Here is a 13,309-nt window from a genome sequence, read left to right on the forward strand (position 1 = left end):
AACTGGAGCATTTTGTCATCTAAAATATTAATGAAAAAACTTTGTACTGTCCAGTTTTATAGCCTTAAAAAAAAATCCCCAACAGCAACGTTAACCTGCAGAATATAGGTTATATCATGTCCGGTAGCATAGACATCTCTAAAAATTAAAGATTCCTTCTATAAAACCCTTTTAGGGACGTTCCATAGAACATCCCTACATTCTTTTTTTGGAGATGTCTAATCAGAATTTAGTACCACATTCAGGGCAGAAATTATTAGTAGCAACACTTTCGTATCCACAATTGCTGCAAATAATTGACTCCACCGCTTGCTCAAGCTGTTTGCGAATAGGCAACCCCAGCATTTGAGCATTACTCTTACCAGGAGCAATCATTGGATAACAATTTTCATCCTTAGTCACGCGAGCATCCATTAAAACAGGACCATCGTAGGCTAACATTTGAGCGATCGCCTCTTTCAATTCATCCCGACGAGAAATTATTATCCCCTTCACCCCATAAGCTTCAGCCAACTTCACAAAGTCTGGCATTCCCACTTCCATATTAGAAGAAGAATAACGCTCGCCAAAAAATGCCTGTTGCCACTGACGGACCATACCTTGCCAGCCATTATTAATAATCACCGTTTTAACATTAATACCATAATGCGCCAGAGTACCCAACTCCTGAATATTCATCTGAATACTAGCATCACCAGCAATACAAATTACCTCTCGGTTTGGCAATGCCACCTTCGCACCCATAGCAGCAGGCATCCCATAACCCATAGTACCCAAACCTGCACTAGAAATCCATTGCCGAGGACCATTTTTCAGAAATTGAGCTGCCCACATTTGATGCTGACCAACATCAGTAGTATAGTAAGCATCTGGAGCCATTTTACCAATTTCATTAATCACCTCTTGGGGTGACATACTATCTGGATATTCGGGAGCGACTAATGGATAATCTTGTTTCCAACGATTAATTCGTTCTAACCAAAGTTGAGTTTGATTAGAATTAACTGCTTCATCATTCTCCCGACAACGACTTAGCAGATCGATCAAAACTTGACGCACATCTCCCACGATAGGAACATCAGGAGTCCGGTTTTTACCTACTTCTGCCGGATCGATATCAATATGAATTACTTTGGCGTGACAAGCAAATTCATCTAACTTTCCTGTTACTCGGTCATCAAAACGGGAACCAACAGCAATTAACAAGTCACACTCACTCACAGCAAAGTTAGCATAAGCAGTGCCGTGCATTCCTAACATTCCCACTGATAGAGGATGATGTTCGTTAAAAGCACCTTTCCCCATCAAAGTAGTAGTGGCAGGAATATTAAAATGTTCTGCTAATTCTTGAATTTCTGCATGAGCCTCTGCAGAAATTGCACCACCTCCTATATACAATAGAGGACGGCGTGCTTCTCGGATTAAATTAACCGCTTGGTTAATCTGGCGAGGGTTGCCTTTAGTAGTGGGACGATATCCAGGTAGTCTGATAGAACCAGGTTCAACTGGCTCATACTCAAATTCTTCTAATCCTACGTCTTTGGGTACGTCAATCAATACTGGACCTGGACGACCTGTACTGGCAATATGGAATGCTTCAGCAACAATTCTGGCCATATCCCTAGGGTCTCGGACAACATAGGAATGTTTGACTATCGGTAGGGTAATACCATAAATGTCTGTTTCTTGGAAGGCATCAGTACCAATCATTGGTCGGCCTACTTGCCCTGTAACTATGACCATGGGAATTGAGTCCATCTGAGCAGTAGCAATACCTGTTACTAGGTTTGTTGCTCCTGGACCTGATGTGGCAAAGCATACACCTACTTTACCAGTAGCACGGGCATATCCATCAGCAGCATGGGCAGCTCCTTGTTCGTGTCTGACTAGGATATGTTCTAAGTCCCCAGCTGCTTCTACTCGGTAGAGTTCGTCGTAAATTGGCAAAATTGCACCGCCTGGGTAGCCAAATATGTGTTTGACTCCATGACGTTTAAGACTATCCATTAGTGCAAAAGCACCGGTGGCTCGTTTGAGGGTTACTTTAGTTTGTAATTGCACTGGTAGTTCCTCTCTAGATACTATTATTTATAATTAAATCTATAATTATAATCGAAAATGTGATGTAATAAAAGGTCTTTTTGACAGAAATTCTAGAAAAGTTTAAGATTCTGTATATGATTTTTTTGGTATTTTTAATATTTTGACAGCCTATTAAAAAGCCTTCTAGATAAATGTATATTTATTGACAAACAAGGCCCACTTGGCGGTGATATTAAAGGATGGCATCCTGATAAATGAGTAGACTTAACTAGCTATCAGCTTTTAGCATTTCAGCTAGCCTCCGTAGGAGGAACTGCCTTAACAGCTTGCGCAGCTCTGGGTTAAAATACTCTGCAACCCTAAGGGCAGGATTGTTTAGGAGGGGTTGAAATCCCCTTCTAAACTTTAAAAAAATAATCTTGCTGACTGCTGACTGCTGACTGCTGACCGCTGACCGCTTTTTTAAATATAGTGTAAGGAGTGAATAACTTGAAAAAAGTAGAAGCTATTATTCGGCCTTTTAAATTAGACGAGGTGAAAATTGCTCTCGTTAATGCAGGTATCGTGGGTATGACTGTTTCTGAAGTCAGAGGGTTTGGGCGTCAGAAGGGGCAAACCGAAAGATATCGGGGTTCTGAGTATACGGTTGAGTTTTTGCAGAAGCTCAAGATTGAGATTGTAGTTGAAGACGACCAAGTAGATATGGTTGTTGATAAGATTATTAGTGCTTCCCGTACAGGAGAGATCGGCGATGGTAAGATTTTCATTTCTCCAGTAGATAGAATTGTCCGAATTCGGACTGGGGAAAGTAATATGGAGGCAATTTAGTTCTAGGGACGGATTTTGTCATAGGTGTTAGGTAGTAGGTAATCCGTCACCTGTTATCAGCAAGACGGTCAGTGAAAGATTAATTTTTTTCATACCTAAAACCTAATACTTTCTTCTCCGTTATCAGTACCTCTTTCTCGTTAGCACCTTCTGGAACTTGGATAATATGAAATAAATTGATAAATCGCACATTAGTAGCTATTAATTTTTCCTTTAAATTAACTTCTGTTGTTGAGTATTAATAAAGACGGCGATCGCCTTAATTTTTTTGTATTAAAATTTTGTTTATAACTTAACCATAAGTTTCCAAACATAATTAGTAAAAATAGACTTTTAATCTAATTTAATGATAAATCTAACATATCAAATATTTTTTGAAAATACATCCTGTCATTACTTAAAATTTCCTCAATCCAATAATTAATCAACAGATGCACCCTCTTATCTTTTGCTATCCACTCAATGTTACTAATGTCTTCTTTGATAACTTCCATAAAACATTTAATATATGCTTCTTTCAAAAAATCATAACCAATATGACCATGAGATAGCCATCTTACAATTTCAAAAGATGTTTGATTAATGAGTTGAATATAAATTTTATAATTTTGCTTGATTTCTGAAATTTTACTATCAGATACACTACGTTTATCGGTCAAAAAATCTAACCAATCTTCTAATAAAAAGTTTATTTCCCCAGAGGTTAACTCAATAAAATCTCTCCAAGAAACACCTGATTCTATTTTTTGTAACAGTTTACTTTTAGTAGCAGCTAAACCAATAGTACAAGCTGAATATATTACGGACTTAAAAATTTGTTTAAATAAATTTGTGGCTGTTTGGGGATTAGGTATTGTTGTATTTATATTAAAAAAGTTACTAACTATATCAAGTTCAAATAAATAATTTTCTAATGAATGCCCTCGTGTTCTAATAATTCGTTTTTCTATATTATGTCCGGGAAAATTGTCTTGCAATATTTGAGTTTTTTCATAATCCCAATCAAATAAATACAACTCCCGGTCTATAAAAGCGATAAATCTCTGACTGTAAGATTTATCGGCTATATTATTTGCAATTTCTTCAACTTTTTCTTTATTACTACCTTTTCCTGATTCAGATTTAATTAAAGATTCTGCTGAATCTACAAAAACCTGTTCAGTTAGTTCTGGTTTATCTATTTCATTTGCCAAATAAGACAACATTCTTTCTAGAAAATATTTATCATTTTTGCCTTCAACTAAAATATGTTTTTTACTACTATTCATCAAGTAAACTCGATACTCTTTTGGAGTATATTTTGGAGTGCTTTTTTGCATTATTACTACTTTTCCTCTTCTTTTTAATTTTGATTTTAATTATCTACTAAGTAGGTAGGTGGGAAAATTTACCAAGTATGTCATTGGGACTGGAACGGAGTGGAAGGAAGCAATCTCAATAGTTTCGATTGCTTTAACATTGTGATGTTTATTCGCGCCTCTCTACTTATCGTTATAGAAACTATTTAATAATTTTGAATTATTTGAGGTTCAAGTATTATTATTTCGTCTTCATAGTCAGCTCCAACTACTGGAGAATGCGTACAAGCAATAATTTGTTTTTTACCTAATTGTTGAGAGATTTTTTCTAATAATTTCCGTTGCCAATCAACATGAAGAGAAATTTCAGGTTCATCAATTAAAACTATATCTTGTTCGCTCATCTGAGAGGCAGCATATATCATGGTTAAAATTTGACGTTCTCCTGATGATAATGCTTGACTTATTCCAGGAATAGGAGCCATACCATTATGAAAATTTATGCCTAAAGTTGGTAAGTTTTTGAAGATAATTTCTATCTCTTTACTATCTAAAAAGGAGTTAACAGCATCTAGATATTTCTCAATATTATGAAAGTAAGTTTTCTGTTCATCAGATATTTTTTGCAGTGCTTCTCTGTAAGTAATTAAAATCCTGACAGCAGCATCTTTCGATTGTTCATCAGCTTGAAATGATTCAACAGCAGTGCGGAGGTCTTCAAGCATTTGAAATTTAAGCTCGTTACTGAGTTGTTTGATTTCTTCTAGAATTGAATTTGAGTCTTCTTCTACAGGTTTGGAATTTTTGGAAAGAGTATTAAATATTTGAGGTAGAATGTTGCCTAAATATTTTTGTTGTGCTTGGTTTAGTTGATAAAAAGCTTGAGAAATTTCTTGGTTTAATGCTTGCTCTATTTCAATAACAGATGGATAGTTAAGCAAGGGTACAAATTCTCCAAAAATTTGACGTGCAAAATTAGTTTTTTGTTGCTGCTTTTTTTCATCAGAAATATCTTTGAGTTTGCCACTTTTTTCCTGTGTTGATGCCCAAGCTTCTATCATACTTCTAAAAGCTGGAAAATAAGCTGCTGTTATTAATTTTTGTTCTGATGATTGATTGAGAATATTGTAATTTATCGGTACTTTTGCCGCAGCAGAAAGCGCAGTGGTTATTGATTGTTCTTCTGACGATTGATCTGGAATTTTATTACAGAGGTCTGCCACAGTAGAAGCAACTTCAGAAATCACAGGAAAAAGCTTTCTATTAATTTCTTTAGTTTTTTTGACTATAATTTTCGTTGCTTCTACTCCATTCAAAGATAATATAATTTCCTCATCATTTCTATTATTTTTTAATTCGACTTGACTTTCATCGCTCATCCTCAAATTAATGTAATCAAAATCAATAAAAGCAAATCTTTCATAGTCTTCATTCAGTAAATTAGCAATAATATGTAGCAAAGTAGTTTTCCCTTTGCCATTTTTAGCAAATAAAACATTAATTCCTTGATGAAAATCTAAATTTATATCAAAAATTCCATAAATTCCTTTACCTTCAAGGTGCTTTATATATACAGACATATTGTTATTATTCCTGTTTAAATTTACATCTGTTCTATTTATTTTACCTTCATAATAGTCATAATTACAGTATAGTCGTTAATATAAGAAGATGTACATTAAACCAAAACTATAACATGACCAAAACCTTTGACTTCCAAGAAGAATACGACATCATCGTAGTAGGCGCCGGACACTCTGGTTGCGAAGCCGCCCTTGCTTCCGCACGCCTCGGTTGCCATACCCTCCTACTGACTCTCAACCTGGATAAAATTGCTTGGCAACCATGTAACCCTGCTGTTGGCGGACCTGCAAAATCGCAACTTACCCATGAAGTAGATGCTTTGGGTGGAGAAATTGGCAAAATGGCAGACCGCACTTATCTGCAAAAACGCATTCTCAACTCTTCTCGCGGACCTGCTGTTTGGGCGTTACGCGCTCAAACTGACAAACGGGAATACGCTACTGTTATGCGTAATATTGTGGAAAACCAAGAAAACCTCCGAGTTCGGGAAAGCATGGTGACAGACTTGGTTTTGGGAGACAACGACGAAATTATTGGAGTAGAAACCTACTTCGGTGTTGCTTTCAAATGTAAAGCTGTCATCCTCACTACCGGAACTTTCCTAGGTGGAGTCATTTGGGTAGGTAATAAGTCGATGCCAGCAGGCCGTGCCGGAGAATTTCCGGCGATCGGTTTGACTGAAACTCTGAATAAACTTGGTTTTGAAACCGGACGCCTGAAAACTGGTACACCTGCCAGAGTTGACAAACGTTCGGTTGACTACACCGATCTGGAAGAGCAACCAGGAGATGAAAAGGTGCGTTGGTTTAGTTTCGATCCGGAAGTTTGGGTAGAAAGAGAACAGATGTGTTGTTATCTCACCCGCACTACTCCAGAAACTCACAAATTAATTCGCGATAACTTGCATTTGTCTCCTGTTTATGGTGGGTGGGTGGATGCAAAAGGTCCCCGTTATTGTCCGAGTATTGAGGATAAAATTGTCCGGTTTGCTGATAAAAGTAGTCATCAAATATTTATTGAACCGGAAGGTCGCGATATTCCTGAACTTTATATTCAGGGGTTTTCGACTGGTTTGCCAGAGAAATTGCAATTACAAATGTTGCGCAGTTTGCCTGGTTTAGAAAATTGTGTGATGTTGCGGCCTGCTTATGCCGTGGAATATGATTTTTTGCCTGCGACTCAATGTTATCCGACGTTGATGACTAAGAAAATTGAGGGGTTATTTTGTGCTGGTCAAATTAATGGTACGACTGGATATGAGGAGGCAGCAGCTCAGGGTTTTGTGGCGGGAATAAATGCGGTTAAATTTGTTAAGAATGAAGAGATGATTATTTTCCCCAGGGAACAAAGTTATATTGGAACTTTGATTGACGATCTATGTACAAAAGATTTGCGAGAACCCTATCGAATGTTGACGAGTCGTTCCGAATATCGTTTAATTTTACGGTCTGATAATGCCGACCAAAGACTAACACCTTTGGGTAGAGAAATTGGTTTAATTGATGACCGTCGGTGGGAGTTATTTGAGAGGAAGCAAACTAATATTAATGGGGAAAAAGCTCGGTTAAAGTCAACTCGAATTAAAGAATTAGAAGAGGTAGCTATTAATATAGTTGCCGATACTCAAACAAAAATCAAAGGTTCGATTACTTTAGCAGATTTGTTGCGCCGACCAGGTTTCCATTATGTAGATTTAGAAAAGTATAATCTGGGGAATTTAGATTTAAAATTAGTTGAAAAAGAAGGAGCCGAAATTGATATTAAATATTCCGGTTATTTGCAAAGACAACAAAATCAAATCGACCAAATTAGTCGGCAAGAAAATCGGAAATTGCCTGCTAATTTAGATTATTTTTCTATTGCTACTTTATCCATGGAGGCGCGGGAAAAATTGTCAAAGGTTCAGCCTTTAACTATTGGGCAAGCGTCTCGAATAGGGGGAGTAAATCCGGCAGATATTAATGCTTTGTTGGTTTATTTGGAAGTGCAATATCGACTTGTGGAAGTTAAAAGTTAAAGGTAGTCTCTGACTTAGCTTTTGTAAGGTGCGTTTTCGGCTGTCGCAGACATTAAACACTGCGTGACATGAAAATGAAATGTAACGCACCACCTACAATGTTAATTTTCGTGCGTTACATTGACGGCTGAATCCTTCATGAAAAACGCTATAGTAGTCATATTATTTTTGCATAAAATGTTGATTGAACGTTTAGAAAATATACATTGGAATCAAGCACCTAAAATCATATCTTTATTTTCTGGTTGTGGAGGGATGGATTTGCCATTTCACTATGCAGGATTTAACTTGGTTTGGGCAATTGATTCTAATTTTTATGCCTGTAAAACTTTTGAAAAAAATATTTCTAATATTATCGAGAATAATCAAATAGAAAACATAAATATTGCTGAAGTTCCAGAAGCAGATTTAATTACAGGAGGTTTCCCTTGTCAAGATTTTTCAATGATTTGGAAACGCCCTGGTTTAGAAGGTACTAGAGGCAATCTATATACCTACTTTTTAGAATTTGTTAAACGAAAACAACCAAAGGCATTCATAGCAGAAAATGTCAAGGGTTTATTAAGTGCAAATAAGCATCAAGCAATTAAACAAATAATATCAGATTTTGAAAGTATATCTCCTGGTTATTTAGTCAAACCTAAACTATATAATTTTGCCGATTATGGAGTACCTCAGTTTAGACAAAGAGTCATTTTAGTTGGTATTAGAATGGATACAGGTTTTAATTTTATTCATCCTACACCAGAATATGGTATTGGTAAAAAATATCCCCATATAACTGCTGGTAAAGCACTCAAAAATGTCGAAAAAATTCCCTATAATAATGAGCATCAAAAAATTCAACCTCGAACAATTGAAATCTTAAAAAGAATCAAACCAGGAGGAAATTTTACAGACATTCCTAAAGATAGTCCCTACTATGTAAAAGGAATGATTAGTCATGTTTATCGACGTATTCATCCAGACAAACCTGCTGCTACAATTATTGCTGGTGGAGGTGGTGGAACATGGGGTTATCATTATCCAGAACCAAGGTCTTTAACAAATAGAGAAAGAGCAAGATTGCAAACATTTCCTGATGATTTTATTTTTGAAGGTTCTTTTACTGAAATTCGGCGACAAATTGGTAATGCAGTACCTCCAGATGGAATTGTTTCTATTGTTGAATCTTTGATTCCACTATTCAAAAATGATTATCAGGAAATAGATTTATATAGTCTGAGTAAACATTTACAAGCTATGTCAATCAAAGAAAGATTAAAATTAGCAGAATCAGAATTAGATAAACAACCAATACAGTTAAGTTTACTGTGATTTTTGAGATTAATTTTATGGCTATATATACTAATCATCCAGATTTTGGAGGTGCTTTTGGAAAGCAACTTAGCACACTTTTAAAGGAAGCTACTTCTGTTACTATTGCATCTGGTTATACTTCAGGAACTACAGTCAAAAAGTATCAAGAAGATATAGCTAGAATTGTGAATAATGGCGGAGATTTTACATTATTAATCGGGATGGGAATTTTTGAAGGATTAAACAGACATACCTATAATACATTAGGTGAATTAAATAGCTTTATATTATCTGCAAATCCTAAATGTGGAGGTGTCAGATTTATCTGGAACCCACCACCATTTCATGGCAAAATTTATAGGATAAAATTTCAAAATGAATTGCTTTATTTTGCAGGGTCTTCAAATTTTTCTCAAAGAGGATTGTTTGATAATTTAGAGTTTACCTGTAAAATTAGTGATACTGCTATAATCAATCAAACAGAGACCTATCTTAATTGGTTACTAACTGATAATATATCTGTTAATTTTGCTAAATGTGAATCATTTCCGATTATTGAATCAGTCAAGGAAAACCGCAAAAAAGTTTCTTTTCAGAAAGCAAAAACAAAACCAGTTATTAATTCTACGGCTCCTTATTTAGATATATCTTTAGCTAGAGTTGATAACCAACAACGTTCCAACTTAAATGCTTTTTTTGGCAAAGGAAGATGGAATAGAAAAACAGGTATTGTAATTCCTAGAGACTGGTTTGAAGTAGAAATTATTGTCGATATAGCTACAACTAAAAATTCTATTTATCCTAAAGGAGATTTTGTTGCTTACACTGATGATGGTTTAGTATTTCCTTGTCGAACTCAAGGTGATTATTATAAAAATATCAGATCGAGAGATGACTTAAAAATCTTAGGTCATTGGATTAAAGGAAAACTACAAAAAAAAGGAATTTTACAACTATTTCAACCAGTCACAAGTCAAACATTAGAAGAATATGGTAAAGATTATATTCGGATATATAAACTATCTGATTCAAATTACTACTTAGAGTTTTAAGTAATAATAATGATTCAGCATTTTATGTATATGCAACAAAATATAAAGTACAATGGAAACAAGACTGCTGAAATTTTTCATACCACAAGGAATATGATAAACCAACCTAACAAAGAAGCAATTATTATCCGTACTGAAAGAGGTCTGACGATTTCAGGTACTCGTATTACTCTCTATGACATTATGACAAAATAAAAGCTGAGTATCCACCCAAGTACATTCGCGATGCCTTCGACCTTACTGAGGAGGAACTTCATGGTGTTCTTTCTTATATTAAAAACCATCAAGTAGAAGTTGAGGCAGAGTATCAGGAAGTTTTGAGGATAGCAGAAGAAATTCGAGCATATTGGGAAGAACGGAATCGCGATCGCTTGGCAAAAATTGCGGCAAGTCCTCCCCGTCCAGGATATGAAGCAGTTCGAGTTAAACTGATAGAAAGGAAAACCAAGCGTCAAGAAAGAAAACAATGATTATTTTGGTTGACTACAATTTAAACCGAGAAGCTATCTTGCTTTCTGGAAGTCTTGTTAATGGAGGATGGTTAGACCTTAATGTTAATTTTCAGTGTGTTACGCTGACAGCTAAATCTTTACGTTCTATTTATCAAGAAATCAGCTCTTTTTTGTAAGATAAATCCTGAATAAAGGATAGAATTAAATATAGTTTATTTTTTAAATTGGATGATGAATATTATCTTAACTCCCGAACAAGAAAAATTTCTTCAATCCCAAATTAATAAGGGAAGATATACCAATATTCAACAGGCGATAGATGTCGCTTTAAAACTATTAGAAAAACAAGAACAAGATTATCAAGAATGGCTTGATGAAACTCGCGCTCAAGTTAAAGTAGGTTTAGAACAATTAGAAAGGGGTGAAAAAGTTGATGGAGAAATTGTTATTGCACAATTAAAGCAAAAATTTCAGCTTGGCAATGAAAAATCAAGAAGTTGGTTTGATAGTTGGTAGTGCCATTGGTACTTCCATCGTTATTTGCGCGATCGCCCACTCAGCAGCAAAACTAATCCGCGCCGTTCGTAGCTAAAGGTTTCTCTGGTTCGGTGTGTTACACTGACGATTTTCATGTCGCCTAGTAAAGCGCACCTTACTGCTACACATCTGTGATTAGATTATGTTGGGTTTCGTTCCTCAACCCAACCTACATGAGTAGCGATCGCTCCTCTACAAGAAAGAAGTCAGTCTACTACTGGACTGACACAACTAAAATTGTGCGTTACGACGGATTGCTAAATCACTTTCATAGTATGAATTTAAGCCGTCTAACACACCCTACAATTTTGCACTACAAGAAAGAAGTCAGTCCAGTAATGGCGTGTCAAACTTGAAAATGTGGATTAAAAAACCTAACCCCCCAACCCCCTTCCCAGGGCAAACGCATCTTATTTTGAAGTTCTGACAGGGCAAGGATGTCAGGGTTCTGAGTATTTATACTTATTAGATATCTAAATCTTAACGGTAGAAGGTTCCAGAATTTAGATGCGTTTGCCCTGTCTCTGAGATTTACTTTCTTGATTTTTTCAACAACTGAATAAAACTGAACTTTCCTGAATAAAACTGAACTTTCCTGAATAAAACTGAACTTTTCTGAATAAAACTGAACTTTTCTGAATAAAATTCTACGACATTTGGTGTAGATATACCCCAAAATACAGAGTAAGAAATACCTGTCAGAAGTTAATTTACATTGACTAAAAATAGCTACTTTCCTCTCCCAGCCTCAATTATAATTGCATCAATCTATATTAAAAATCGAAATTCTATAGACAAATTTTCCATCTAAAAGTTCAGTTTTATTCAGGTGGAAAATTCCTGAACTTTCCTGAACTTTTCAGTATTGTTTTTTCTAGGAATTTCAGCGATAGTACTTATCGAAAAGGAAAAGAGAACAATCTTTTCCTAACTACCCAAAGATAAGTCCACACTTTGAAGGAAAAAAATAGATAATGGAAGAAAGAATAAGGTTCGATAACGGAAATATCGAAAATCAAGCAATTCTTGAAATTAATGATAAGGCTGTTGCAACTTTAGAAAGCACTACAGATACTAAATCCTTCAACGATTTAGTAATTGAGCCTTGGGTTCCAGTGGCCAGACCTTGGTCTGTAAAACAAGTAAGAGGGAAAGAGTATTCTGATAATGCGGATAAGGATACAAATGGATTACCCGATCCGGGACAGACATTACTTTGGGCAGGGGATGGCTCGACAAGTAATGGGGCAGATTATCCCACTGGTGGTCAAGTAGATGCTATGGCCAACTCTGGTGATGCTTATTTTAATTATCTGGTTGAAGACAAGGCTGCAATGCTGTTTTCAACTACCTATGAAGATCAAATCAGATATGAACTGCCACAAGTACCATTTAGTCGTGTCTGGGCTAATAAAGATCAGATCGATCAACCAGGACCATCGATAGATCAGGGAGTTCACGATGTGGATGCTCTAGAAGTATGGGGCCCTGAAAACTACTCTGATGCCACTTATTACTCTGTGTACGGTGATGTTACTTTCGATCCTCTCACCAATAATGTTGTCTCTGGAGCAGTTTTCGATCAAAATAATAACGTCATATTCACAAGGGAAGAAATTGCTAAAGCTGTCGGAGATGTTACTCAGATTAACCCGGAGAAACTATTGGGCTACGTGAATGTAGATGCCATGGTAGTATCCGGAAGACGAATTGTTTTCAGTATTGACTCCATCCCAGAATTAGGTTTAGATGGAGGTGAAATTTTTGTTTACGACCAATGGACTGGTGCTAGTAACTTCTTATCTCATGGTGGGCATATCTGGGACACTGACTTTGATATTATGGGTAAATACGGCACTCTAACCGAGAATATTAACGCTTTGGAGGTTGTACCGGTTCACAGTTTCTTGGATAGCGAACCAGCGATTGACACTTTCTTGGATAGCGAAGCGGTGATTACCCATGATTCTGTAATTTTTTAGCTTCCGATTTTTGATATTCTAGATTTTTCAGCAGTTCCTAATGGGAAATAACTTTTAGCGGGACTTACCGACTTGGCAATAGAAAATCAAGAAGTTGGTTGTATTCCTGGTGGTGTTATCGGTACTTGAATAGTTGCGCGATCGCCCACTCAGCAGCAAAACTAATCCGCGCCGTTGGTAGTTAAAGGTTTCCCTGGTTCGGTGTGTTATACTGACG

11 protein-coding genes are annotated in these 13,309 nt (G+C 36.1%); 8 read left to right on the forward strand and 3 right to left on the reverse strand.

Annotated features, from left to right (window positions below; genetic code table 11):
• Positions 1-222: 222 nt before the first annotated feature.
• Positions 223-2,061: a biosynthetic-type acetolactate synthase large subunit gene (gene ilvB / locus ACP6PM_RS23005; protein ID WP_426588737.1), complete on the reverse strand. Its 1,839-nt coding sequence runs from the start codon at positions 2,059-2,061 to the stop codon at positions 223-225.
• 471 nt (positions 2,062-2,532) lie between these two features.
• On the opposite strand from ilvB, the gene ACP6PM_RS23010 reads away from it, so the two are divergent.
• A complete protein-coding gene (locus tag ACP6PM_RS23010; RefSeq protein ID WP_426588739.1) occupies positions 2,533-2,871 on the forward strand; it encodes a P-II family nitrogen regulator in 339 nt (112 codons plus the stop codon).
• Between the two features lie 338 nt (positions 2,872-3,209).
• Here ACP6PM_RS23010 and ACP6PM_RS23015 read toward each other — a convergent pair whose 3' ends face one another.
• Positions 3,210-4,190, reverse strand: a complete 981-nt coding sequence (locus ACP6PM_RS23015; protein ID WP_426588741.1) for a hypothetical protein — start codon at positions 4,188-4,190, stop codon at positions 3,210-3,212.
• Positions 4,191-4,375: 185 nt separating this feature from the next.
• On the reverse strand, positions 4,376-5,749 hold the full coding sequence (locus ACP6PM_RS23020; RefSeq protein WP_426588743.1) for an AAA family ATPase: 1,374 nt from the start codon (positions 5,747-5,749) through the stop codon (positions 4,376-4,378).
• A 116-nt stretch (positions 5,750-5,865) separates the two neighbouring features.
• Here ACP6PM_RS23020 and mnmG point away from each other — a divergent pair, with 116 nt between their 5' ends.
• The 7 genes from mnmG to ACP6PM_RS23055 all read left to right on the forward strand — a co-directional run bounded on the left by mnmG (position 5,866) and on the right by ACP6PM_RS23055 (position 13,092).
• Complete coding sequence (mnmG, locus tag ACP6PM_RS23025; RefSeq protein ID WP_426588745.1) at positions 5,866-7,770, forward strand: tRNA uridine-5-carboxymethylaminomethyl(34) synthesis enzyme MnmG; 1,905 nt, start codon at positions 5,866-5,868, stop codon at positions 7,768-7,770.
• Between the two features lie 177 nt (positions 7,771-7,947).
• Positions 7,948-9,087 (forward strand): DNA cytosine methyltransferase, encoded by a 1,140-nt coding sequence (locus tag ACP6PM_RS23030; RefSeq protein ID WP_426588801.1) that lies wholly within the window; start codon positions 7,948-7,950, stop codon positions 9,085-9,087.
• A 17-nt stretch (positions 9,088-9,104) separates the two neighbouring features.
• A complete protein-coding gene (locus ACP6PM_RS23035) occupies positions 9,105-10,121 on the forward strand; it encodes a restriction endonuclease PLD domain-containing protein (protein ID WP_426588747.1) in 1,017 nt (338 codons plus the stop codon).
• Positions 10,122-10,438: 317 nt separating this feature from the next.
• Positions 10,439-10,591, forward strand: coding sequence for a hypothetical protein (locus ACP6PM_RS23040; protein ID WP_426588749.1), 153 nt, complete (start codon positions 10,439-10,441; stop codon positions 10,589-10,591).
• On the forward strand, positions 10,588-10,749 hold the full coding sequence (locus ACP6PM_RS23045; protein ID WP_426588751.1) for a hypothetical protein: 162 nt from the start codon (positions 10,588-10,590) through the stop codon (positions 10,747-10,749). Before ACP6PM_RS23040 ends, ACP6PM_RS23045 begins: the two co-directional genes overlap by 4 nt.
• A gap of 52 nt (positions 10,750-10,801) precedes the next feature.
• Complete coding sequence (locus ACP6PM_RS23050; protein WP_426588753.1) at positions 10,802-11,089, forward strand: ribbon-helix-helix domain-containing protein; 288 nt, start codon at positions 10,802-10,804, stop codon at positions 11,087-11,089.
• Positions 11,090-12,084: 995 nt separating this feature from the next.
• Positions 12,085-13,092, forward strand: coding sequence for a hypothetical protein (locus ACP6PM_RS23055; protein WP_426588754.1), 1,008 nt, complete (start codon positions 12,085-12,087; stop codon positions 13,090-13,092).
• Positions 13,093-13,309 lie beyond the last annotated feature (217 nt).

The organism is Dapis brunnea BLCC-M229, assembly GCF_050015995.1.
Classification (GTDB): Bacteria; Cyanobacteriota; Cyanobacteriia; order Cyanobacteriales; family Microcoleaceae; genus Trichodesmium.